The sequence below is a fragment of the Aliifodinibius sp. S!AR15-10 genome, from assembly GCF_031569985.1.
In the GTDB taxonomy this organism is placed as follows: Bacteria; Bacteroidota; Rhodothermia; order Balneolales; family Balneolaceae; genus JAMQKA01.
This window is the reverse complement of the sequence record NZ_JAMQKA010000070.1, coordinates 1-25,307: the sequence shown is the minus strand read 5'-3', so window position 1 is coordinate 25,307 and position 25,307 is coordinate 1. Positions and strand designations below refer to the sequence as shown.

General features: G+C 43.7%; 23 protein-coding genes and 1 tRNA gene. 6 read left to right on the top strand and 18 right to left on the bottom strand.

Annotated elements, in window-relative coordinates:
• A partial coding sequence (locus tag NC796_RS24995) for a hypothetical protein (protein WP_310688552.1) occupies positions 1–531 on the top strand: 531 nt, incomplete at its 5' end.
• Positions 532–731: 200 nt separating this feature from the next.
• On the opposite strand, the gene NC796_RS24990 is transcribed toward NC796_RS24995, so the two are convergent.
• The 8 genes from NC796_RS24990 to recJ all read right to left on the bottom strand — a co-directional run bounded on the left by NC796_RS24990 (position 732) and on the right by recJ (position 9,909).
• A complete protein-coding gene (locus NC796_RS24990; RefSeq protein ID WP_310688551.1) occupies positions 732–914 on the bottom strand; it encodes a hypothetical protein in 183 nt (60 codons plus the stop codon).
• Positions 915–1,288: 374 nt separating this feature from the next.
• Complete coding sequence (locus NC796_RS24985) at positions 1,289–2,434, bottom strand: DUF3800 domain-containing protein (protein WP_310688550.1); 1,146 nt, start codon at positions 2,432–2,434, stop codon at positions 1,289–1,291.
• 726 nt (positions 2,435–3,160) lie between these two features.
• Positions 3,161–4,315, bottom strand: coding sequence for a hypothetical protein (locus NC796_RS24980; protein ID WP_310688549.1), 1,155 nt, complete (start codon positions 4,313–4,315; stop codon positions 3,161–3,163).
• A gap of 69 nt (positions 4,316–4,384) precedes the next feature.
• Positions 4,385–5,302: a hypothetical protein gene (locus NC796_RS24975; RefSeq protein WP_310688548.1), complete on the bottom strand. Its 918-nt coding sequence runs from the start codon at positions 5,300–5,302 to the stop codon at positions 4,385–4,387.
• Between the two features lie 182 nt (positions 5,303–5,484).
• Entirely contained in the window at positions 5,485–6,348 is an 864-nt protein-coding gene (locus NC796_RS24970) for a DUF2971 domain-containing protein (protein ID WP_310688547.1), read from the bottom strand.
• A 266-nt stretch (positions 6,349–6,614) separates the two neighbouring features.
• Positions 6,615–7,847 (bottom strand): tyrosine-type recombinase/integrase, encoded by a 1,233-nt coding sequence (locus tag NC796_RS24965; protein WP_310688546.1) that lies wholly within the window; start codon positions 7,845–7,847, stop codon positions 6,615–6,617.
• A gap of 210 nt (positions 7,848–8,057) precedes the next feature.
• Positions 8,058–8,130, bottom strand: a tRNA-Phe gene (locus tag NC796_RS24960).
• A 63-nt stretch (positions 8,131–8,193) separates the two neighbouring features.
• On the bottom strand, positions 8,194–9,909 hold the full coding sequence (recJ, locus tag NC796_RS24955; RefSeq protein WP_310688545.1) for a single-stranded-DNA-specific exonuclease RecJ: 1,716 nt from the start codon (positions 9,907–9,909) through the stop codon (positions 8,194–8,196).
• A 356-nt stretch (positions 9,910–10,265) separates the two neighbouring features.
• On the opposite strand from recJ, the gene NC796_RS24950 reads away from it, so the two are divergent.
• The 4 genes from NC796_RS24950 (at position 10,266) to NC796_RS24935 (ending at position 14,734) form a co-directional block, all read left to right on the top strand.
• Entirely contained in the window at positions 10,266–11,438 is a 1,173-nt protein-coding gene (locus NC796_RS24950; protein WP_310688544.1) for a Glu/Leu/Phe/Val dehydrogenase dimerization domain-containing protein, read from the top strand.
• A gap of 99 nt (positions 11,439–11,537) precedes the next feature.
• On the top strand, positions 11,538–12,443 hold the full coding sequence (hslO, locus tag NC796_RS24945; protein ID WP_310688543.1) for an Hsp33 family molecular chaperone HslO: 906 nt from the start codon (positions 11,538–11,540) through the stop codon (positions 12,441–12,443).
• Between the two features lie 261 nt (positions 12,444–12,704).
• Positions 12,705–13,958, top strand: coding sequence for an NAD(P)/FAD-dependent oxidoreductase (locus NC796_RS24940; protein WP_310688542.1), 1,254 nt, complete (start codon positions 12,705–12,707; stop codon positions 13,956–13,958).
• A gap of 371 nt (positions 13,959–14,329) precedes the next feature.
• Entirely contained in the window at positions 14,330–14,734 is a 405-nt protein-coding gene (locus NC796_RS24935) for a type II toxin-antitoxin system VapC family toxin (protein WP_310688541.1), read from the top strand.
• Between the two features lie 13 nt (positions 14,735–14,747).
• On the opposite strand, the gene NC796_RS24930 is transcribed toward NC796_RS24935, so the two are convergent.
• The 9 genes from NC796_RS24930 to NC796_RS24895 all read right to left on the bottom strand — a co-directional run bounded on the left by NC796_RS24930 (position 14,748) and on the right by NC796_RS24895 (position 22,070).
• Positions 14,748–15,209 carry an iron-sulfur cluster assembly accessory protein gene (locus tag NC796_RS24930; protein WP_310688540.1) on the bottom strand — a complete coding sequence of 154 codons (462 nt, stop codon included), beginning with the start codon at positions 15,207–15,209 and terminating at the stop codon, positions 14,748–14,750.
• Between the two features lie 18 nt (positions 15,210–15,227).
• Positions 15,228–15,911 carry an ATP-binding protein gene (locus NC796_RS24925; protein ID WP_310688539.1) on the bottom strand — a complete coding sequence of 228 codons (684 nt, stop codon included), beginning with the start codon at positions 15,909–15,911 and terminating at the stop codon, positions 15,228–15,230.
• 137 nt (positions 15,912–16,048) lie between these two features.
• Complete coding sequence (locus tag NC796_RS24920; protein WP_310688538.1) at positions 16,049–17,059, bottom strand: NAD(P)H-dependent glycerol-3-phosphate dehydrogenase; 1,011 nt, start codon at positions 17,057–17,059, stop codon at positions 16,049–16,051.
• A complete protein-coding gene (plsY, locus tag NC796_RS24915; RefSeq protein WP_310688537.1) occupies positions 17,056–17,760 on the bottom strand; it encodes a glycerol-3-phosphate 1-O-acyltransferase PlsY in 705 nt (234 codons plus the stop codon). Before plsY ends, NC796_RS24920 begins: the two co-directional genes overlap by 4 nt.
• A gap of 101 nt (positions 17,761–17,861) precedes the next feature.
• A complete protein-coding gene (gene lipA / locus NC796_RS24910) occupies positions 17,862–18,740 on the bottom strand; it encodes a lipoyl synthase (protein ID WP_409070419.1) in 879 nt (292 codons plus the stop codon).
• On the bottom strand, positions 18,737–19,513 hold the full coding sequence (gene lipB / locus NC796_RS24905) for a lipoyl(octanoyl) transferase LipB (RefSeq protein ID WP_310688536.1): 777 nt from the start codon (positions 19,511–19,513) through the stop codon (positions 18,737–18,739). Before lipB ends, lipA begins: the two co-directional genes overlap by 4 nt.
• 235 nt (positions 19,514–19,748) lie before the next feature.
• A complete protein-coding gene (locus NC796_RS26925; protein WP_409070420.1) occupies positions 19,749–19,871 on the bottom strand; it encodes a GxxExxY protein in 123 nt (40 codons plus the stop codon).
• Positions 19,872–19,960: 89 nt separating this feature from the next.
• A complete protein-coding gene (gene lpdA / locus NC796_RS24900) occupies positions 19,961–21,382 on the bottom strand; it encodes a dihydrolipoyl dehydrogenase (protein WP_310688535.1) in 1,422 nt (473 codons plus the stop codon).
• 217 nt (positions 21,383–21,599) lie between these two features.
• Complete coding sequence (locus NC796_RS24895) at positions 21,600–22,070, bottom strand: GNAT family N-acetyltransferase (RefSeq protein ID WP_310688534.1); 471 nt, start codon at positions 22,068–22,070, stop codon at positions 21,600–21,602.
• 265 nt (positions 22,071–22,335) lie between these two features.
• On the opposite strand from NC796_RS24895, the gene NC796_RS24890 reads away from it, so the two are divergent.
• Entirely contained in the window at positions 22,336–23,139 is an 804-nt protein-coding gene (locus tag NC796_RS24890; protein WP_310688533.1) for a hypothetical protein, read from the top strand.
• A gap of 72 nt (positions 23,140–23,211) precedes the next feature.
• On the opposite strand, the gene NC796_RS24885 is transcribed toward NC796_RS24890, so the two are convergent.
• Positions 23,212–24,852, bottom strand: a complete 1,641-nt coding sequence (locus NC796_RS24885) for a peptide chain release factor 3 (protein WP_310688532.1) — start codon at positions 24,850–24,852, stop codon at positions 23,212–23,214.
• Between the last annotated feature and the right edge of the window lie 455 nt (positions 24,853–25,307).

Sequence of the window (25,307 nt, the reverse complement as noted above, 5' to 3'; positions counted from 1 at the left end):
ACCCGCATTCATAATGTGGTTATCGTGGGAGATCGCATGATCGGACTGACCCCCAAAAACAGATGCGTAATCGGTCAGCTTATTCCGGATATTATTGAAAATACTGGTATGAGAATGGAGGTCGAACTGTTGGAGGAAGTAAATAAATTGGGAAGTGTGGATTTAATTGAGCCCGTCCCCAATTCCGAAGATCTGTTCTTGGTAGCCATTAAAAATACGATATACCAGTTTAATATTTGGGGCGATATGACGCGTTTTGATGAACTGGAAGATGAGGTACAATGCATTAACTCCATCAATTTCAATCACACCTCGTCGGTCTTAGCAACCGACAGAGGACTATATGAAATAGACGTGCAGGAAATGCCGAATATGGTCAAAACCCAAAGCCTGCCTCGTCGCATATCAGCGAATCACCTTAGGGATGAGTTCGAAGTAGCACTCTATACCGAGGATCCTTATGTGCTTGGGATTCATCCTGCCGTAGGCATCTTTTCCAAGACCAAAGACAAAAAGCTATACTTCTTCTAAGTTCAAATAACTTTAATAAATGGGGATCGGTCAGTGCGATGTCTAACTAAGCCTCGACTAGAGTAGAGAGCCTTTCGTCCCTGCTCTTAGCTTGCGGGCCTAGAATAGATACTGCACAGCCCCCTCTAAATTTTTATTTTTGAAGTGGTGGGAATTTCCTTCCTGCTAATCCAAGGACTGTGTCCTTTCCCGAGACTTAACTAACGCTTCACTTCTAAAGTGCTAAGAAGCTTAATTTTTTCGTTGTATTTATCCCAGTATTTTTGGAATGATTGAGGATTTGTGGCGTCATTATAAAGAAAAACTTTTTCGATAATTCCATTTTCATCCCTCACAATATAATTCTCACTATCAGCAACTTTTAACAAAAACTCTTCATTCATGGATTTATACCTTGTTAAAAGAGGATAATTATCGAAAAATTCGTCGTTTAATTCTGATCTGTTAATTTCAAAAGAGCTAAAACCCAACAGTAAATATTCTCGATTATAAGCATACCAAAAATTTCTTTATTACCGTGTAATACCGTAGGGAAAATTTATTCTAAAGAAATCATTTAGTGCCATAAAAAAATCGATTTAGCTTAAAATTAATGATGCCACCTAACGACCTGGCGAATATGTTGTATGCAGTATGGTGTTAATTTAGAAAAAAAATTACTACAGAAATTGAGTAACCCAAAAAATTGCAAAAGTAAAGGGCGAGGCACAGCTTACTTAAATTGCGGGTTAGCTAGCTATTCGATATGGAACATTGGTCAAAGAAACTTTTCCCATTCTGTATTTTTAAACATTTCCTTTCCTGGAAAGTCCTTTGAGAATTCGTAATTCCAATTTCCACTGGCATCAGTTAAAGTATATCTGATACCTCCGAGCTGTGAAGGGTTAAATAATGCCGTTTTATCCTCTTTGCCCTCAACTCTCTTACCAATACAAAATATTTTACGAGCAATTACATAACTGACAATATCTGCAATTTCTAATAAAAAATTATAAGAAGGTTTAACAAAGTCGGGAGTCATGACTGGCAACCCTTTAGTTAAATAAGTCCATAATAATGTTAGTCTTCCACCATCGAATAAATTTTTTGCCCACCCATCATCACCAGTCTTTTCAAAATAAAAACGCGGTGCTAGACCATGATTAACACTTTGAGCAACAACTCGCATCAAGCATGAGTTATAGGCATTTTCTTTAAAATGCCTTCGTTCTTCTGCATTTAACTCGGCTTTTGCAGACATCCCAATTGCACTATAAATATTCAAATTTCTTTTTTCATTAAAGGTTTTTATAAGCTCGAGAAGACGATCTATTTCGGCCTTGACTTTATGAAAATCTAAGTGTTCTAGATGTTCGGTTTTTTTTCGAGTTGAACCACTTAAAATTTCTGTCATGTGAAAGATCCAGTCCTCAGGAGGTATAGAGGGAACTAAATTCTTCTTCCAATTTAGAAATTGATTCCTAAAACTTGATTGAAATAAATTACTACCAGAAAATGAAACAAAAGAATAGACAAAAACTTTTTTGTTATCTACAGTTCTGAGTGCCTCATCTCCGTAAATATCTAAGTCCGTTTTGTATTCAGCTTGGGGTAATTGGACTTCAACATCTGAATCACATTTCGGACATTTTATGTTAACCGCTTTTTGTCTAAGAAATCCTTTATCTTTTTCATAAAAAACGGAAACAGGAGGTCGCTTTTTTAGCCAATCAGGGCTAAATATGTGTCCTTCTGGACACTCAAATTTTTTTTGTAAAAACTCCTCAGGAACATTTTTGATTCTTACTTCAGTCTTATCGTACTCCTTTTTACTTGTAAATCGAGTAGCCTCTTTGTTTATCCAATGACCCAAATCAAGATCAAGATCTCTTATTAACTCATTTATATTATCGTAAGTCTTCACAAATGAACCTCTCCTCTAGAATAAAGCCAGCTAACAAACTTGCGACCGGAGTGTTGAACGATTTACAAAATGAAAGGTTAACTAATAAATGGCAGGTGGGCAAGAATTGGCGAGGCCTGTCCGCTTAATGCGCTGATTGGGTGTACAAAATTCTAATAACCTATTCAGAAATGAATAATAGGCATTGGAAAATTGTATTACACTGTGTAAAATAAGAGTAGAAATAAAAAGAGCCGCATCAGTGGCAATAAATGCATGATACGACTCTCGGGGTTGCCCGCCTGTCACGCGCCCTGTATCACATGATCAGGCAGCAACAAAATTTAAAGCTCTCCGGGATTACCGGAGGGCTTTTTTATTTCCTCGAATAAATATTACAAATAATTTAGCAGGAATCCTTACAGAAAAATTTTATAAATGTTGCCTTAGAATTGAATGCGCACGGAAGATACACACTTTGTGTAGTTACACAATTGTAAACCTCTGTGCGAGAAGTGAAGAGATAAGAAACTTTTGAGTGGTATACTTGTTAATTTACTGCTAGAGCAATTACTATACTTACGATTAACCGGAGCACAAATTAATGTTGAAATAGCAACTAACGAAAGATGAGTTTTAAAACCAAGAGTGGCAAAGAATAGGCGAAGTGAGTCCCCTTAATGCGCTTGATAGGGCTCACTTAATTCAAATGCTTGATAATATTAGGTACTCCATTTAAAAAATCACCTAATCCAAATCTTTAGTAATCCGATCAATAAGCACAAAATTTAGTAAGACCCTACAAATCTTGAAATACTCATAAAAGTCTTCTGAAGTGACAAAAGGGTCCCATTCAGAACCCCATTCTGGTTCAGCATGAACTAATGTAATCCTAGTATCATATCCTTCTCGTATAAATTCGAAAAGATTTTCTCCATAGGGAATTTCATTTTTGAAGACTTTTTTTATGAGCTCCAAATTTAAAATGGGACTAAAATATTCATATTTCTTTTGAATTAGATGGAGGCAGCCTTCAAGACAGAAGAAAGTATTAGTTATAGCTTCTTCTGCATTTATTGGGTTATCCCAATGCATTATAGCTTTTACAAAATAATTACTCGTTCTAAGGAGTAAATCATCTTGAATATCAAAACTATCAAATAATTTTAGAAATGTTTGAATAGATTCATGGTAGCCATCAAATTCATATTCATTGACATCGGAAAGTGGTTGCCTATGCCATGGTCTAACCCCAATTGGAGTAAATTTCCTTTGGATATCTAGTAGCTCCCTAAGGAAATATATTCTTAATGTATCTGGTATATTTTTCAAACAATCATTATCAACTTCCAATTTATTATGACCAGTAAAGTGGAAATGATATAAGCCAGATTCAGGGGCACAAATTACTGATGTTGCAAATCTCAACTCATTACGTGACAACCAATTAACAAGGGATTTATCAGCGAATAAGTCCTTTTTATTCTCGTTTTTAGTGACTAATACTGGAAACTGATTGTTTATTGTATATTTGCAACTACCGCCTTTCAATGTAACATTTGGGTAACGACCACCTGGAGCTAGAATACGAAAAGTTATACTATAGTTACTTCTTTGAATCTCTAGTGAATTATGGACTGACTTAAATGATTTCCGTAACTCCTCCCTATCTTTGGGTGTTAAATAACTGCTGTTGATGACCTCGATAAATAAATCCGAAATAATATTTGGATGTATAAAATAAGGTTTCAGCTCAGTAGGAGGGAGAGGTATTCCATGTAGTTCAATTAAATTGTAGAACAAAAATTCTAGATCTGATTCTTTGAGTCTTGTTTTATGCTCAAGTTTCTTTGAAATATTATCTAAGAATTTTTTGTATTCTCTTCTTCTAAACTCACTCATATGATGCAAGTATTTTAGTCATCTCTAATACATACTATAAAGGCCTTGCGCAGAATATATATTGTCTTTTTATAATGATTCACTGAATTCAAATTCTTGGTAACATTTTGGTTTCCCAGTTATTAAAAATTCATAGTTCCTCATTAAGTCATTATATAGCATATATAAATCAGTAACATAGTGAGGAACAAACATAGCTTTTCCAAAACGACTATCTGGATGTACTGCTTTTATTCTATCATCATAGAATTCTTCATAATATCTATCTAGACGATAAGGTTCTCCGAATTTTTCTAGTAAGTAATCTGAAACATCTTTGTTTGAAGGGTTCTGCATTCCATTTTGACGTAATCTTTCCTGTATGATATGCAACGTAGCTTCAAGAGAGATATATAATTCAAGACTAGCTGTGTCGAAGAACATTCTTCCAAATTGCCTGAGCATACCACATTTAATTAGATGTGAAAGCCCACGTATTAATAAATCATTTTCAGTATCAATTTTATCAAATAAGAATCTCCGATAATCTTTAGATAAACCAACATTTCCATATTTATAAGAAGCATCAATAAACTTGGCAGGCAAGAATTCCCGGTTATTTAAATAGTTTGATGTTTCTAGAGAAGATGATATTTCGGCTTTTATTTTCCCCGCTACCTTGATCAGAAATTCTTCCTTGGATAAATCTTGACCCGTATCCTCTAAGTAAAAAGGCCAACGAACTGGAAAAATAAATATCTTTCCATAATCCGGATGAACTCCAAGAATTAAAGAGCTAAAAAATGCTATTTCTTCTGGGAAACTCCATTGAAGTTCATAGTATCTTTCTCTAGATCTGACACGAGCTACAGTGAAGCAAATATCATCAGTTACGAATAGGGAAGCATTTTCTCCTTTCACATGGCTATTCTGTAAGCTACTACGAGTTGTTAGTGTTCTAACAACTATGAATTTATCTTCCTCATCTGGATTTTTTATGAACTCCATATTTGGAATTGAACAAGTGAGCCCTAACGACATCGCATAAGGTGCGCACGTAAAAATGTTGAGTTGATAAATAATGATTGGTGAGCTAAAAAGCCAAAAAGTGGCTGAGGCCTGCTCGCCGAAGCTTTGGTTTTGAAGCGTAGGAGAGCGAGGTGCGTCCCCTTAATGCGGTTATACCTTTTTTACAATTCTTCAATTACCTCGAAATCCACCCCATATTCATATGATGATTTTTTTGCACGTTTTACAGTAGCATTTGAGTTATTACTCTTTAGTTTACTTATCAATTCATTGACATCGTCATCATCTGCTTTAATACCAACCATTACCTCACCAATTGCTCCTGGTCCCAATTCACATGTAGTGTTAGGATGTTTCCAAAATATAAGGCGTATTTCATCTTCGTGTTGCCAATGATCTGACTTTGTATAGTGTACAAGCTCACTTTCTTTAACTTCTGTCTCAGAGTCATCTAAAGGCGTATCAATATTTACCTCAGGAATTTCTTCTGTATAAATAACATCATGAAGTAAAAGTAATTCTCCGTGTTCTTGTATCATAAACTTTTGGAACTTGGCTAAAGCTTCAGTTTTCAATCCGATACACATTCCTGAATGGTTATTGGAATAATAAGCCCACATAGGTAAAGAGGTAGGTTCTTTAACCAATGACAAAATGCCAAATTGCTCATACTGATGTTCAAGCATTTCTTCTGCAGCTAATGATGGATCTTCTTTGAACTTTTGGGCACGATCAAAAGCAATTGATTCCAATTCAATTCTTTTTTTTCGAGTTTCTTTAGCGAATCGTTGCTTTGTTTTCTTGTGAATATATTCTTTAAGCTCATCCTCTGGTAATTCAATCATCTTTGACTTTGGCAGAAAATAGGTTTCAAAAGGATCGTTGAACTTGCCTGGACTTGGAAAAAAGAGTTCACCTTTTGTCGCCATTGATATGCCATATCCATCTTTATCAAAGCTTTTGTATTTATATAGCAAAGGAGGTAGTTGATCTAAGTTTTCCCCGATTGGATTGTATTCACTCATAATGATGGATATTCAATTAATTGAAAAAGGTATAACATAATATTTATCTAACAAACGATTTTAATGCTTCTCCACATAAAATCGTAAGACCCCATCTTAGAGTCTTCTACTGGTAAGTTCTGGATTTTATGTAGCCGGCAAGCCACATAATCACTTCACATAAGAATCCAAGCTGCTAAAGGATCTTAGACTCGATAACCCGACTGTCATTACCCATTCATATTTATGATGTGAATTATAAATCAAATAATCAGCTAGAATTTTTATTATTCTGATCGTTTTCGTTGTTCTATCTCCCTTTGTTTCCTTAATAAATTTTTAGCTCTTAAATGTGTGTATCTGTTTGTCACATTACTTGATGAATGCCCGGCCATATATTGCGCCTCAGAGGTATTGAATCCATCTTCAATCCACTGGGTAATGCGTTCGTGTCTCATGCCATGTAAGGTACGAGAACTCGGTAATTTAGCTTCCTTTAGATAACGTTTAAATTCTCGATAAGCACGACTCCCAGTAACCGGCCATCCTTTTTTACTTCCACCTAAATAGATAAATACATAATCATCCGGCTTAACGGGATCTCTTTTTTCTAAGTACTGGACCATCTGTTCGCGCCAGTACGTTTTCATGGGAATTATTCGTTCCTTCCTGCCTTTGGTAATACCCAAATATATTGCGACCAGCTCCCCATCTTCATAGTATAAGTTTTCTCCTTTGAGGCCTGAATAGGGCAATTCGGGATCGTATCCCGCTTCATTTCTTCTTAGTCCCCCATAAAAGTAACAGCAAATTAGTGGCTTGAACCATTGTTGAGCAAAATAAGGCCTAAACTCCGGGAGCTTTTTCTTTCGCTCTACTTCCTTATCAAAGGCCTTAAATACCTGCATCAATTCTTCATCGGATATCATTTTGGGTATCACTGTGGACTTCTTGGGTGGCAAATTTTTCCTCAGAATTTTGAAATAATCTTCCTCTACGATATCTCTATCTTTTAGCGTATTCCAAAATACCCGTAATTGCCGGTAGTAGAAATGCCTGGTTGTGCTTTTTATACCTGGTTTGAATATTATTTTTTCAAAATGAAATAACCCTACTTGGCGGATCGGTAAATCTGCAATATCATTCAATTTGATAAAATGTTCTACCGCCTGCTCGTAGGCTCCTTGTTTGTGAACGCGTCGTTTGTCATCGTTACGAACGGTCTTATTGGACAAATGACTTTTCAGCTGGTAAAAATAATCGGCCGCTTCCCTGACGGTATAAACCGGAGCTGGTTGCTTTTTTCGGTTGAGATCTTCAAGTACTTTTTGAGGTTCGAAATACTCACTGTAAGGATCTATCTCTCCCCGTTCCTCAAGCTCCTCTAGCTGTTTCAAAGCCTCTTCGGCTTTGTTTTTATATCTAAGGCCAAGACTTTTTGTGACTCTATGTCTTTTCCCATTTAACGTTTTGGAAAATCTTATATAGTAATATTTACCTCTTTTCTTGAGCGATGCCATAATGTTGGGTTTTAAATTGTACCCCAATTGTACCCCAATTGTACCCAAAATTGTACCCCCTAAGGGGGAAAAGGGAGGAAATGGCTGTTCCTTTTTGTTCCCTTCCGTTCCTTTGTATTCCTTCGCTGTGCGCGGAAAAGAAATAAAAAAAGGCCATTAAAACACCTATGAGCAGGTTTTAATGGCCTTTAAAAGACTTGAGAAAAGAAGTGGGACCGGGCGGAATCGAACCGCCGACACCACGATTTTCAGTCGTGTGCTCTACCGACTGAGCTACAGTCCCTTTCAGTAAGAGTTGCCAAATATAAAATGTTTTCGCTTTTATAAAAAGTACGAATCCAATTTTTTAGTTACCCACAATGTGCAGGTCACGCAGTTTTATCTGCAGCGTACGACGCCCGTTCCAGTAATTCTCCTCAAGTGAGTAGGCGATGTGCAGGGCACCCGGCTTTGTATTTCTGAGCATCGGCAGATATTCGTGCATGTTGAACCCGATCACATCGAACACGCCCGAGCCGTTCTGGGAAACTTTCATCTTAAGGTGCCCGGATCCTACGATTGTGGGGACGCCCTCTACCTGTACGCCCTTGCTCACAAATACCGGGCGCATGTTCTCAGGCCCAAACGGTTTAAACTGGCTGAGCAACTTCCAAAACCGCATGTTGATGTCGCTTAAATCCAGCTCGCAATCCACTTCCAGCTCCGGTTCAAAGTCGCCGGAATCAAGGTTGCCGGAAGCAATTTTATTCAGACGGCTTTTGAACTCTTCCAGGTTTTCATCCTTTATCGTGAGGCCCGCCGCGTACTCATGGCCACCGTACTGCTCCAGCAGATCTTCGCACTCCTTTAGGGCATTATAAATGTTGAATCCCTTGATACTGCGCGCCGATCCCTTGATAAGTCCGTCCACCGTGCTCAGCATAATAGCAGGCCGGTAGTAGGTGTCCACCAAGCGTGAGGCCACAATACCGATGACACCCAGGTGCCAGTCGGGGTCGTGCAGCACCATCGAGGAGGTCTTCTCCAGGTTATAGTTACGGCTCACCATGTCCACCGCTTCTTCCATGGTCTGGTTGTCCTTGTTGCGCCGTTCAATATTGATCGCTTCAAGTTCATGGGCACGGGCCTTTGCTTCCGACTCCGTTTCCGAGATCATCAGCTTTACCGCTTTGGAGGCATCGCCCATACGGCCGGCTGCATTGATCCGCGGACCGATGGAAAACACGATGCTGGAGGTGGAGATGCTCCCGACCTCGATATTGACCAAGTCTAGCAGTGCCTGGATCCCAACACGGGGCTTTTCGTTGAGCATGCGGAGTCCTTCGCGCATAAGAATCCGGTTCTCATCCGTAATCGGCACAATGTCTGAGGCGATGGAGATAGCCACCAGGTCGAGGAATTTGTAGGCGATGCGGTCGTTCAGCCCCAGCTTTTTGATCGTTCCCTGGATCAGCTTGAAGCCTACGCCGGCGCCCGAAAGCCCATCAAAAGGATAGTTGCAATCGGGTCGCTTGGGGTCGAGCACTCCCACAGCCACAGGAATTTCATCACCTACGTTGTGGTGGTCGCAAATGATAAGGTCGATACCCTGTTCCGCCGCCATCCGGGCTTCTTCTACAGCCGTAATACCGCAATCAACCGAAACAATCAGCTTAGCACCGCGTTGCCTGGCATATTGAATGCCATCGGGACTGATGCCGTATCCATCCTTAAAACGGTGGGGGATGAAATATTCAACGTCGACACCGAAATCTTTAAGAAATATATAGAGTATGGACGTAGCAGTGGTTCCATCCACATCGTAATCGCCGTAAACCAGTATCTTTTCACCCGACCGTATAGCCCGGGCCAGCCGTTGACTGGCCTCCTGCATATCTTTCATTAAAAAGGGATCATGCAGCAGATCCAGGTCGGCCCGGAAAAATTTCTTTGCCTTGTCAAAGGAGTCTATTCCTCGGAGTGACAGCAGATAAGCAATTTTTTCCGGTATACCCAGTTCTTGTTGCAACCGGGATACAGTTTCCCCATTCTCAGGCTCATTGTAAACCCAGTGAAATGGCATAGTTGACCTTGTTTTTTTTCTTTTGTCATAACAGAGCTACCGGCGTTCAAACCGCGTAGTCAGGTTTCGAGAACGTATCTTATTTCACTAAAATGTTTGATGTTAAAATACAACTTAGCCGCAAAAAATCATTAATTCTTTTCTTGATTTGAAGTGTAAAATAATCCCAGAACAAAGCACCTGTTACAGTTCCAAGGCTACAAAATTTCAGTGATTTTACTTACCTTGTTGGAGCACCAATATTATTTATTGGTTTCCAGTGATAGCATTATTGCTAAAAATTGTGAATGATCGACACGTGAGTTGAATTAAAATCCATCCAGTGAACTGGACAGCTAATAACTCGTAAAAATGCTATGAACTCTACGACAGCGAGCCCGGAGATTGCCAAAAAAAGTGATGCCAACTTTTCTCTGTTTAACAAGCTGGAATCCTATGAGCACGAGCAGGTTGTAATCTGTTCCGAACCCGCAGCAGGCCTCAAGGCGATCATCGCCATCCACGATACCACGTTGGGCCCCGCACTCGGCGGTGTACGTATGTGGCCCTATAACAGTGAGGAGGAGGCAATGCACGATGTGCTGCGCCTTTCACGCGCCATGACGTACAAAGCGGCTATTTCGGGACTGAATTTCGGTGGTGGAAAAGCGGTAATTATTGGGGATCCACACAGCGATAAGTCCGAAAAACTGTTCCGTGCTTTTGGTCGGTATGTAGACAGCCTGGGTGGCCGCTACCTGACGGCAGAGGATGTCGGCATGGAGATGCAGGACATGGAATGGATCCATATGGAAACTAAATTTGTAACTGGAATACCCAGGGAACTGGGCGGCAGTGGCGACCCCTCCCCGGTAACTGCACGTGGAGTGTATATGGGGATGAAGGCGTGTGCTAATAAAGCCTATGGTCACGATTCGCTGGAAGGACTGACGATCGGCATCCAGGGCGCTGGACATGTTGCTTCATACCTGGCAGAATTGGTTCACAAGGAGGGTGCTGAGCTGTTGATTAGTGATATCTACCAAGAAAAAGCCAAAAAGCTGGCGGAAAAAGTGGATGCGAAGGTGGTCGGACCAGATGCTATTTATGAGCAGGATCTGGATATCTTCAGCCCGTGTGCTCTTGGCGCGGTGATTAATGACCAGACTATTGTTGAACTGAATTGCGATATCGTTGCAGGGGGCGCCAACAATGTGCTCGAAGATGAGGACAAACACGGGCAGTTGCTTGTGGATAAAGGCGTCATTTATGCCCCCGATTACGTGATCAATGCGGGAGGTATTATTAACATCTCCAGCGAACTGGAAGGATATAACGAAGAACGGGCGCTTGGCAAGGCCTCAAGAATTTATGATGTTATGTTAGATATTTTGGATTATGCTGAGAAACAGGATCTTCCACCTTTTAAAGCTGCTAACATCCTGGCAGAACAAAGGATTAAGGAGATCGGAAATCTGCAGTCTATCCGTGCTACCAACAGCCACCTATCCGGCAGGCTGGGAGAGATCTATTTCAATGACCGCAATTAATAGTGCGCCATTTGCGTTTCTAGTACGGTCCTGTGGCGGCTCAAATGATAGAGTCGCCTTTTTTGTTAATGAGATTCATTTTGAACCAACTATTTTTCTATGCTTTCTAAAGAACGCTTTGAAAATAAAGATCGCCTCATTAAAGGCATATCAGAAGAGGGACATTTCAAAGTCTCAGTCGTAAAAACAACCGATGTCGTCAAAACTGCCAAACAAAAGCATGAGCTTTCGCTGCTGAATACAGTGCTATTGGGACGTGCCCTAACCGGCATCATGCTGTTGGCTTCTGAACTAAAAGGTGAAGAGCGGATCCAGCTGCGCATCGACTGTGACGGACCTGTTGGACAGATTGTAACAGAAGCAAACCGTGTGGGAGAAATTCGCGGATACGTCCAGAACTCCGGCGTAGAACTGGATTACGCCCGGGATGAAATCCAGTTGAGTGACGGCATCGGTAAAGGTGTGCTCACGGTCAAGAAGACGCTCTACAACGAGGCAGAACCCAAAACAAGCACTATCGAAATCATCAAGGGCAATATTACCGATGACCTGGCATACTATATGTTCCAGTCGGAGCAAGTGCCTTCTGCGGTGATCCTGGATGTGGGCATTGATGACAAAGGAGAAGTGACCCAGGCGGGCGGAATACTGGTGCAACGGTTACCCGATGCACCTGAGGGTAAAATAGATGGGCTGCAGGAGAACCTGAAGAATTTTAAATCCCTGCACAAACTATTTTCAGAAGGAATGTACATCGACGATGTGATGACAAAAGCACTGGCCCCGTTCAAGGTGCGGGAGTTGGACAGGCAGCCAGTTGACTTCTTTTGCCGCTGCACGCGCGACCGTTTTGTGAACGCCCTGACGATGCTGGATTATGATGAGCTGAAAGAGATCAGTGATGAGGGACAGGAACTGGTGTGCCATTTTTGCAATGAACATTACCAGGTATCGCAGGATGAGATCGAGGAGATCGTATTGCAGGTCAAAGCCAAGATGAATTGACGGTGGCAATGGAGCATAGTTACCAACTCATAATTCAGAGACCTAAATTGTTGGGGCACGGTGCACCGTGCCCGTACAGTCAAACTTACGTAAGCCACCCGAAAAATTGTATTCTGTTCGTAGGACTTCGATCAGCATAAGGAAAAGAAGCTGTTTGATTTAGATAAGGAGTTTTGGTAGACAGATCTTCTAGGTCGGATTAAATATTTTTTATAAGTTTCGCCCCTTCAATCATCCGATTATCAAACGCTTGATCTACCCATGAGTGACCAGAAGCACGCTATAATTATTGGCGGCGGATTCGGTGGCATATCCGCGGCAAAAGAGCTCCGAAATTCAGGTATCAAAGTCACCATAATTGATAAAAATAATCACCATCTCTTTCAGCCTCTGCTTTACCAGGTGGCAACCGCGGCACTTTCACCCGGTGACATTGCAGTGCCGATCCGAGCAATCTTTGGCAAAAGCAGCAATGTCAGGGTCGTGCTTGGCGAGGTCACGGAAATCAACAAGCAGGAAAAATCCCTGAAGTTGAAAGATGAGCGCACGTTTGATTTTGACTACCTGGTCGTGGCCGCTGGTGCCCAGTACAACTACTTTGGGAATGATGATTGGGCTGAGAGTGCACCCGGTCTCAAATCCATTTCGGATGCCCTGCAGGTGAGAGAGCGAATTCTGTTATCTCTGGAGGAGGCCGAGCAGATTGACGATCCGAAACTTCGTGAGCCTTATCTCACCTATGTTATTATCGGCGGAGGTCCCACTGGGGTGGAGATGGCCGGCGCAATTGCGGAAATTGCCAAGCGAAACATGATGCGCGATTACAAAAATTTTAGTAAGAATGAATCGCGTATATTCCTGGTAGAGGCCGGGCCCCAAATCCTGAACGGTTTCCCTAAATCACTGGCTGAAAAAGCGCGAGAGTCGCTTGAGGATATGGGGGTCAGTGTGCTGTTGGATACACCCGTGACCGAAATTTCTGACAGTCGCGTGCAGTTCAAACAGGGGGCTATCGAGACGCCCAATATCATCTGGGCGGCCGGTGTGGCAGCTTCACCCCTTATGAGTTCACTGGATGAGCCCCAGGATCGCACCGGTCGGGTCATTGTAAACAAAGATCTCTCCATTTCCGACTACCCGGATATTTTTGTGATAGGGGATGCAGCGCATCTTGAGGAGGAAGATGGAAATCCTTTGCCCGGTCTTGCCCCGGTGGCGATGCAGGAGGGGCGGTATGTAGGCAAGATTATCCGCAACAACACACCCTCCAAAGATCGGAAACCATTTCATTATGTGGATAAGGGCACCATGGCTACCATTGGCCGGGCCAAGGCAGTAGCCGATGTTAAGGGAATGAAATTCAGTGGATTTATCGCATGGATTCTCTGGTCAGTCATCCACATTTTCTACCTGATTGGATTCCGCAACAGAATAAAGGTTTTCGTGGAGTGGATGTGGTATTACTTCTCGTTTAAGCGAGGTGTTCGTCTCATCACCAACCGGTTTTCAAAGTGATTTGTTATTTCCAGAGCATAAACTTTTTCACTAAGTCATCACAAAATATTGCAAGAAAGAGAGATTTTAGTGGCTCTTTGTGTGATGCAAGGGAAAATTGAAGTTAGTTTTATTTACATACATTGCTTTTATACATCACGTGAAAATTGCATGTTATGAAACGAACACAGATCTATCTCACCGAGGAAGAACAGGAGAATCTTGACCTCCTTTCAAAACAGAAAGGGACCTCAGAAGTGCGATTATTCGTGAAGCAGTGGATGAGTACATAACCAAGCATTCACAAGAACATCGTAAAAAGGCTATATTAAATGCAGCGGGGATTTGGAAAGATCGGGAAGACTTGCCTGATTTTGGAAAAATAAGAAAAGATGGAGATGAACGTCTTGAAAGAGTATGGAAAGATCGTAGTTGATACAGACGTAATCATTGACTTTTTACGAGGTACAGAACTTGGAGTAACATTTTTTAGAACTTATAATTTCGAGCCGGTCATTTCTTCTGTGACAATAACTGAGTTGTATGTCGGGATCAGGGATGATGAAACAACACAAATTGAGAAAATGCTACAATCATATGTAACTATTGAGGTATCAGGGGAGATTGCGCGAATGGGTGAAAAAATAAGAAATGAATTCTATAAAAGTCATGGCACCGGCGTAATAGATTCAATCATAGCTGCTACTGCCCTCAGTAATGATTTGCCCTTAGCCACATTGAATCAGAAACACTATCCCATGCTCAAAGATCTGATCTTGCCGTACAAAAAAGGATAGGAAGAGAACTTCATTATGTGGCAAAAGAACTACCGCAGCCACAGGTTTCCTCCGCATTTGGATTGTCGAAAGTGAAACCGCGGGCGTCTAGTCCATCCGGGTAATCGATAGAAATACCTTCCAGGTACATCAGGTGCTTTTTGTCGACGATGATTTCGATGTCGTGGCTTTCAAATACCGCATCATCATCAGTTTTAAAATCGAAGCCAAGCTTGTAGCTCAGTCCCGAGCAACCGCCACCCTCTACTGCCATTCGAAGGAACAACTCATCATCAAGGTCTTCGTCCTCCTTTATCTTCCTGACTTGTCGAGCTGCTCGCTCTGTAAGGGATACCTTGGTACCTTCAGTTGTGGTTTTTGACGTATCGATCCCCGAAAAGGCAGATTCCCCCGCCTGTTCATCCGAAGTATCGTCATCAACATCTATCAGATCCGAAATAACCGAATCTAAATCATCATCTTGTCCTGCTGGCATAACTATTCAACTAAAATTTCAGGTTTCACACTTCTGAGAAAACGTGAAGTAATCAACATTATCTTTCGTAAATAAATTCAACACCCCGGCACTCACCAGGTTGACCAAGATGCCGGACGCTTTACCTGACTGTACATCGATCAGGTGTGAAAACTTTTCAACCGTAATTTCACCATATTCATTCAGATAGCGAAATAATTTCTGTTCATTCGGGCCGTATTCAAACGTAACGCCTTCATCCGAATGCTTGTTTTGCATCACGGCAATCAGCTCTTTGCTGGCTACCTTGCTTTGGTCGTCCTTTCTTATGTAGACTGTCCGTCCCTTCTTGCCCACTACGTAAATGGGCTTGGTTTCGGCTTCTGGAACTTTAATTACCAACAGGTCCCGTTCACCAAAATGGACGACTTCAATGCCAATATCCACCGTGGGACTGCAAATCTCGTTGACGGCTTTATTCAATAGAAATTCCTCTTCGTGGTAGCCTTCAACTCCAATAAGTGCTTTGTCGTCATCTACGCCAACGAGCAGAGTACCACCTTTGGTGTTAGCAAAAGCCGCAATTTCCCGTGCAATCTTCTCGGCTGAAGGAATCGTACGCTTGAATTCCAGGAATTTCCCTTCGCCGGTTTGTGCCAGGTTCTTAACATCGAGATAGGACATCTGCGACTGCGTAGCCGCATTGGGATTTTCAAAGTACATAGCCACTCAATTAGATTAGCCTGTTGCCAAGGATAAATTAAGAAAGATTTTCAAAAAATCATGAACTAAATGCTGCCTGTAGATTCTACTGTTTGGTAACGGGATATCTTTTTAGATAGTACTTTTGGAAAATGTTCCTAGATTACAATCTCTTCTTTGGGATCCCGGGTCATAAGTTCGTAGAGCACGTCTTTGGGGTCTTCATCCTCAAAAAGAACTTGATAAACGGCATCAGTAATCGGCATTTCAATATTTAGCTTACGGCTCCAGTCATGCACAGAACGAGTGGTGCGGACCCCCTCCGCAATCATGCTCATGCTTTCCACAATCTCCTCCAGTTTTTGTCCCTGACCGATGTGATAGCCTACATACCGGTTCCGGCTGTGCTCACTGGTACAGGTCACAATCAGGTCACCCACCCCCGTCAGCCCGGAAAATGTATCCTGCGAGGCCCCCAGTTTCATGCCCAGTCGCTTAATTTCATGAAGGCCGCGGGTGATGAGCGCCGCCTTTGCGTTGTCGCCAAGTTCCGCACCGTCGATGATGCCGGCTGCAATGGCCATGATATTTTTAACTGATCCTCCCACCTCAACGCCAACAATGTCATAGTTCAGGTACACCCGAAACATCGGCGTCATGAAAGTTTCTTGTATGATCCCGGCCGTTCGTTTGGAATAGGAGGCGGAAACAACCGTGGTGGGCCGAAATTTACTGACCTCCTCGGCGTGGCTGGGACCCGAAATCACCCCGATGTGATCCTGTATGATTACGCCTTTAAGTACTTGGTCCAGCACCTGGGACATCGTCATAAAGGTATCATTCTCAATACCCTTGGCCACGCTGACCACAATTTCATCCCCGGATAGATTGGGTTTTACCCGTTTGGCAACCTCACGCATTGCATGAGAAGGGGTGGCAAAAACAATCATATCCCGGTTATGCAGGCACTCTTCAAGATCAGTGTAGCAGCGAATGGAATCGGGTAGCGTAACATCTGGCACATAGGTGGGATTGCGATGTCGATTATTTATAGCAGAAGCAATTTCGGATTCCCGGGCCCAGAGCTGTACTTCGTTGCCTGCCCGGGCTAATACGACGGAGAGCGCTGTTCCAAAACTACCGGCGCCAATTACTGAAACTTTCTTCACGATGTAGCCTGTCCTTTTTCATCTTTGTTTAACCAGCCGACTGCAGGTTTAAAGGAGCCAACCCGGTTCTCTTCACCTTTCAGCAGGCGCTTAATATTTCCGCGGTGTTTGATGATAATTCCAGCCCCGATGATTGCCCCAAAGATGAGGATGCTTCCATCAAGCGGCCATCCGAATACATATCGTAGTGCCACTAAAATGATCGGGTAGATAAACGCTGCCACAAGTGAGGCCAACGAAACATAGTGGCTGATCAGCATTACAACCAAGAAAACGCCGGCCGTAATACTAACCGAGATCGGTTCAATTCCGCTGAGCATGCCGGCCGCAGTAGCCATGCCTTTTCCTCCGTCAAAGTTGGAATAAATGGGGAACATGTGGCCCACAACAGCAACTACGCCACATAGAATCTGTAGGAAAGGGTCAACGCTCCAGTTGGGAATAATAGAGATCGGTCCCGAACCAATTTGGTAGGCAAGCTGACTGATCCAGAATGAACTTGCAAATCCTTTCATAAAGTCAATCAGCAGAACCACCACGCCCGGTTTCCATCCCAGCAGACGAAAGGTGTTGGTGGCCCCTGCATTACCGCTGCCAAAATTCCTGATATCAACGCCTTTGACGAGTTTACCGACCCAGATCGAAGATGGGATTGACCCCACCAAATAACTTAATATGACGACGACTCCAAGTGCTAACATACCATTACCTATAAATTAACAAGGATGTCAGGCTCTACACGGATTATATATAATCCTTCACCCCAACTATTTATTGTAGAAATTTCACCCAAAAATATTTTTTATACGTGGCGCTCTGCGTGATAGGAGGAACGAACCAGCGGACCACTTTCCACGTGTTCCAGTCCCATCTCTTCACCAATGCGCTTATACTCTTTAAACTGGTCGGGATGCACCCACTCTTCCACCGGGTGATGCATTTTGGTTGGCTGCATATATTGACCGATGGTGAGCACATCAACACCGTAATCCACACAATCCTGCATAAGCTCATTGACTTCTTCCGGCTTCTCACCCAGACCCACCATGATACCTGTTTTGGTCCTGAGTCCAGCATCTTTGGTACGCTGCAGAAGTTCCAGTGAGCGCTTGTATTTTGCTTGTGGACGTACCTCGCGGTATAAGCGCGGGACGGTTTCCAAGTTGTGACTCAACACATCTGGCGGGGTGTCAATTACGATTTGCAGTGCATCCCACACACCCCGGAAATCAGGAATCAGAGATTCTATCGTTACGCCCGGAATTTCATCGCGCAGCTGGCGATGGCATTCGGCAAAGATTGGTGCCCCGCCGTCTTCACGCTCATCGCGATTTACCGAGGTAATAACGACATGTTTCAGATCCATTTTCTTTGCGGCATCAGTCACACGGCGCGGTTCATCCCAGTCCAGCCCCTGCACCGGTCGACCCGTTTTTACCGCACAAAATGAGCATGAACGCGTGCAAACGTCACCTAAAATCATGAACGTAGCGGTACCATTGCCCCAGCATTCTCCAATGTTCGGGCAGCGGGCTTCAGCGCATACCGTATTCAGCGAGTTTTTCTGGATCGTATCGGCCACCTGTTTGAATTTCTCACCGGAGGGCAGTTTCACGCGCAGCCAATCGGGACGGCGCTGGGTGGTCTCTTCACGATCTATGACGTTCAGCTCTTTAATCATTGATTCAAACTATTGGTTAGTAACAGCCTTTTTTCTGTTCCAGTAAGATATGAAAATTGTTCTTCGAGTTCAGGCAATGTACCATCTTTAACAATTGTGGCTTCAAAGACGTTTTCGAAATGAGTCACAATGTTTTCTTTAACTTCAGTGGGGTCTACAGGCTTTTTGAGCAGTTTTTGGAGGCTTGTCACTTCTTTGTCAGCGATGCCGCATGGCACAATGTTTTGGAAGTAACTCAGGTCTGTATTCACATTAAAGGCAAATCCGTGCATGGTTACCCACCGCGAGCATTTGATGCCCATGGCACAAATCTTTTCATCGCCTACCCAAACGCCGGTTAAGCCTTCAATGCGGCCGGCCTCTATCCCGTAGTCCCTGCAGGTCCGGATAATCACTTCCTCCAAAAAGCGCAGGTACTTGTGGATGTCCGTGAAATAGCGATCCAGATCCAGGATAGGATACCCAACGATTTGTCCAGGTCCGTGATAGGTGATGTCGCCGCCCCGGTCAATCTCTACATACTCGGCATCAATATCGGAAAGCTCCGCCATTCCTTTAAGAAGATGAGCGGAATCTCCGCTTTTTCCGAGGGTGTATACGTGCGGATGCTCCACAAACAGCAGCACGTCATTGCTTTCGTCGCCGGGTTTGTAGAGTTTCTGCTTTCGGCGTTTCAGCTTTTCGTTCACCAGCCGCTGTTGAACGGCCGCCTGCAGGTCCCATGTGGGTTTGTAGGCGGCGTGACCGATATCATGTAATTCGATGGTTGGCATAACTAAGGGATTCTCACAGAGGCGCGAAGACGCATAGCAAAAAAGTAGTTATAAGTGATTTACAATTCGTTTAATTCCGTTCTTGACTAGCCTTTCCTTGAATTTTATCAACAACCAAAGTTTAAGACCAGTTATATTTTGGTGCGTAAACAGTTGTTTACAGTGAACTCCAGCTAGATCTATTACGGTTCGACCAGCACTTTATTTTCAATAATTAATCAGAACTAAGGCTGACTCAATCTCCAGAATACGGATAATTGCTCTTTTGTAGTTCATAGAACAAAATTTTTTCATAAACCGATTCCAAAAGATTGGATTCAGGCTGGGAATAAATTTGGTAGCATGCATTCACAATAATGCCCGAGAGACGATTTTCCGATTTGGATCAGTCCTCGGGCATTATTTCTTCAATTTTACTCTGCGTCTTAGCGCCTTTGCGAGAGCAATTTATTTTTGGGCAGGCTGCGTACCCAGGTGAACACCAACCTTATAGGCTTCCGCAACTGCTTCCATAACTGATTCAGAGAGCGTTGGATGCGGGTGTACACCGTGGATAATCTCATGGCCGGTTGTTTCAAGATCTCGTGCTACTACCGCCTCAGCGATCAGTTCTGTTACGTTGGCACCGATCATGTGACATCCGAGCCATTCACCGTACTTCTCATCGAAAACGACTTTTACGAAGCCCTCTTCATGTCCATATGCCGTAGCTTTACCGCTGGCGGAGAAGGGGAATTTGCCCACTTTTACGTCATAGCCTTCTTCCTTGGCCTGCTCTTCAGTGTATCCGACGGAAGCAATCTGGGGCTCACAGTAGGTACAGCCCGGGATGTTGTTGTAATTCATTGGGTGCGTTTCTTCTCCGGCCAGATTTTCAACGCAGAGAATACCTTCATGCGTCGCTTTGTGCGCCAACCACGGAGGTCCGGCAACATCACCGATGGCATAGATGTTATCAACGGATGTCTGATAGGTCTCCTTGTCAACCTCAACAGCACCACGCTCATATTTGACGCCGATCTCATCAAGTCCAATGCCTTCCACGTTCCCGGTTACTCCAACAGCAGAGAGAACGAGATCAGCTTCAACTTTCTCTTCGCCTTTCGGGGTTTTAATGGTTACTTCAACACCGTCGCCTTTTTCATTGACCTCTTCCACGGTGCTGCCGGTCATGATATTCATGCCCTTTTTCTTGTAGATCTTGCCGAGCTCTTTCCCGATATCCTTGTCTTCTACAGGAACGAGCGTATCTTCCAGCTCCACAATGGTCACTTCCGTACCGATGGTGTGGTAGAAATAGGCAAATTCAACGCCGATGGCTCCGGCCCCGATAATGACCAGCTTCTCCGGCTGTTCTTCCAACTGCATTGCCTTCTCAGAATCGATCACCAGCTCTCCGTCGATCGGGATGTTGGGAAGTTCACGCGGACGGGCACCAGTGGCTATGATAAACTTGTCTGCTTTAATCTGCTCCAGTGTTTCGTCATCTTCGTCAACGACTTTCACCTGCTCTTTCGATTCAAAGACGCCCTTGCCTTCAAACACTTCAATCTTGTTGGCCTTCATCAGGAACTGAACGCCCTTGCTCATTTTATTGGCTACATTACGGCTACGTTCAATGATGCCACCGAAATCAGCCGAATAATCTTTCACTTCCACGCCGTAATCTTCAGCATGTTCAATATTTTCAAATACTTCAGCGGAGCGCAGCAGGGCCTTGGTCGGAATACAGCCGATATTCAGGCAAACGCCGCCCAAATGGCGTTTTTCAATAATTGCTGTTTTAAATCCTAGTTGCGCAGCGCGGATAGCAGCTACATAGCCACCGGGACCCGAACCGATTACACAGAGATCAAATTCTTTAGCCATAATACTCTAAATCAAAATTTAATAGTTGTTTAATACTGATACTCTAAAAAGAAAGAGAGTTATCGTGCTGATGTATAGACAGCTTTAAAAAAGGGATAGGAATATAATGTTTTTAGGGGAGAGTTATAAGTACCAGCTGATCTCGTGTTGATAATGCTTCAAAGAGGACTTTTCGAACCTGGCTGATGCCCCAAAATACGGCCAACTCACAGGTATACTAATACAACTCCTTGCTCATGAACAGCATACCGGGATCACCATTTTCAAAACCAAAGCGTTCGTAGAGATCGAAAGCAGGATTGTCCTCCCGTACTTCAAGGGTGATCCGGCAGCATTCCATTTTTTTTGCCTTCTTCTGTACTGCTTCCAGCAACTGTTCACCGATTCCGACTCCACGATATTTAGGCATTACGGCCAGGTCGTGAATATTGATGAGCCTGCGACCCTCAAACGTTGAAAATCCGACAAAACAGTTGGCAATACCCACGGCCCGTTTGTCCTTGACTGCCAAAAGTGTAAACGCATTGGGGAGGTCGCGCAATTTCTCGATCAGCCTGATTCTTGTAGCATTCGGCAGCGGTTCGTCCATGCCCATTTCATCACGGGCGTACATATCCGTGAGCCTGATTACCGCTGAAGCATGGCGGTCATTATCGTAATCTATCTCTATGATTTTTAAATCTACCACGCTGTACCCCCGTTATTTATGTCTTTGTTGTAAAACTGGTAAATTTGTTACGCCTGATTTTGGAAAGCGGTATGCTTTATGCATGAAACTACAAAATATATATTAAAATATGCCTAATGTTGACTAATGTTTTCTCTTCAATAATGATAATATGAAATTTGAAATTATTGATACCCGATTTGCATTAGTAGATTACGGAACAATCGATGATGAGATTGTTATAAAGACACAATTAAAAAAACATTAATAAATCTTGCACCTCTATATGAAAATATTGCGACGGATTACCCCTTTTGTTCTTGTAATTATTTCGCTTTTAGTAGTCTCGTGTAGCGATAGCGCGATGGGACCCGATGGTGACAACGGGAACTCAGACAACGGAGATTCAGAATCCTACTCTCATACCCGGAATCCGGGAACCTCAGCCAACGATTTTCTGGCAGATTCAAATTATACCGAACTAACGGTTGAAATCGATTTTATGGAAGGCTATGATCCAAATGAGGAAGCCCTGGCCAGCCTCAAAACCTTCCTGGAAGAACGCCTCAACAAGACCAGTGTTACCATCCTGGAACCCACGCAAATTTCATCTGGCGGACAAGACCATTATTCAGCCAGCGAAGTCCGGGATCTTGAGGACCAGCACCGGGATAACTTCACTGAAGGAGAAAAACTTGCCGCGTACATGATTATCGTCGATGGTAAGTATGAACAGGATAATGTACTGGGCATCGCTTACTACAACACCTCAAATGCATTTTTTGGTGTAGCTTATGACGAGGTAAGCGGGGGAGTTGGCCAGCCTTCGCGCTATAAAACCGAAGCCACCTCTTTCCGGCATGAGTTTGGTCACTTGTTTGGCTTGGTAGGCATTCCCAATTCCGGCACCGAGATGCAAGAAAACCACAAAGATCCGGATCCCGATCATGGAAATCACTGCGATGACGACACCTGCCTGATGTACTACGCTATGGAAAGTACGGATGTTTTTGGTAGCTTTTTTGGCGGAGAAATACCGTCGCTGGATCAAAACTGCATTGACGATCTGCAAGCCAACGGGGGTAAGTGATTAAAAATCAGGAATGAAAAATTGGAATGGGGCTTCTCATTCCTAATTCTAAAATTTTAATTCTTAATTGCCTTAGTTCTGCTTGAACTTGAAGAGGTTCTCTTCGCCAACTTTTTCTTCGGCTTGGTTGAGGGCATACCCACTGTCAAAAAGGACGATGGGGTGCCCCTCCATATCTTTTGTGACATGCGTGGAATAGCTGGATTCCAGCCTGTCCATGACTTCCTGGTCGCCGGAAAGCCAACGAGCCGCATGATAGCTCACGTTGCTCATATTTAGCTCCACATCATACTCGGAGGACATGCGGTGCTTTACTACATCAAACTGGAGTGCACCAACGGTACCCAACAGTAGTTCGTTGCCAACGCCGCCTGGAACCTCAAACACGTGAACGACCCCCTCTTCTGCCAACTGCTTTAGTCCTTCACGCAGCTGCTTTCGTTTGAACGGATCCTTGGTTGCCACCTTCATGAAATGTTCGGGCGTAAAAAGCGGGATGACGTTGAATTTCACAGGCGTATCGCTGTAGATCGTGGTGCCGATCCGGAAAGAACCCGGGTTGAAAAGCGAAACCACGTCGCCGGGATACGCTTCTTCCAGGATATGGCGCTCATCACCCATCAGAGTATGGGGGGTCGACATGCGCACCTTTTTCCCGTTGTCGGCCTGCGTCACTTCCAGGTCGCGCTCGAATTTACCGGAGGTAATGCGAACAAATGCGGCACAGTCCCGGTGGTTGGGATTCATGTTGGCCTGCAGCTTGAATACGAAGCCAGAAAAGTTATCCCCGATAACCCGCTGTTTGCCCTCTTCATCGGTGTAAGATTGTGGCGGGTTGGCCAGGTCGGAGAAGTAGTTCAGGAATACATCCAGCCCAAAGTTGTTCAGTGCCGAGCCAAAGAAGGTAGGTGTACACTTTCCGTTCAGGTACTGCTCGCGATCCATAGATTCAAAAATATCCTCCACGAGCAGGGCTTCTTCATAAAACTCGTCCTTCATCGACTGGGAGATCGAGCACTTCTCGAGTCCCTCTTCCAGCCCGTATACCTCGGTCTCCGCTTTCTGCGCACCGTGCTTCTCTTTGCGGTAGAGGTACAGCTGCTTGCCGATCAGGTCGTAAATGCCCTGGAAATCTTTTCCATAGCCGAGCGGCCACGATGCCGGAATCGGTTCGATTCCCAGCTGGTTTTCCACATTGCTGATGATCTCGAGCGGCTTCAGCCCTGGTCGGTCACACTTGTTTACAAATGTGATAATCGGGATCTCGCGCATCTTACAAACCTCAAACAGCTTCTCGGTCTGTTCCTCCACACCTTTTGCCACGTCGATCACCATCAGGGCGGTGTCGGCAGCAACCAGTGTTCGCAGGGTATCTTCCGAGAAGTCCTTGTGACCCGGCGTATCCAGCAGGTTGTACTTGATGTCGTTTTGCTCGAAACGCAGCACGGAGGAGGTCACGGATATCCCTCGCTCTTTCTCGATCGCCATCCAGTCGGAGGCGGCATAGCGACTGGCTTTGCGCTGTCGGATGGAGCCGGCCTCGTGGATGGCCCCTCCGTAGAGCAAGAGCTTTTCAGTGAGCGTAGTTTTACCCGCATCAGGGTGAGAGATGATCGCGAAAGTTCGCCGGCGCTGGGCTTCCTTCTCGATCCTGGTTTTTTCTTTTGAAGCTGTATCGGTATCGGCCATGGTAAGCGTGTAGAAATTCCTCAAATTAAAAAGCGTTAAAGATAAGGTTTTTTGATGGGAGTTTCACTACAATCGCAATGTTGAATGTTAAAGGTTGATCTGAAAGCACGAGAAATCGTTGAGACGTAATTGCATGCGCCCGGGTTTTAGGAGACAGATTCGATCTGTCTCTACAGGAAATTGACAATTGGAAAAATAGAATTGGTTTGTAAGGACACGGTGCACCGTGCCCCAACAGGCTTCTATCCCAATGATAGAGTACCCGCAACAATTGATTTCAAAACACTGTTGTCCGTTAAAAACTTTTGAGATTGCCCTGTTTCTCATTCCTACTGTTCATTTTTTCATTGAAGAAAAAACGAACCTTTAGATTCCCGTTAGTAAAACGTTCTATATTGAAGGGACAAGTAACAGACTGGAGCTGTCGGGGTGACCTAGAAAACGAACCAGCTTAAAGAGCTATTTTTGGTATACGTCCC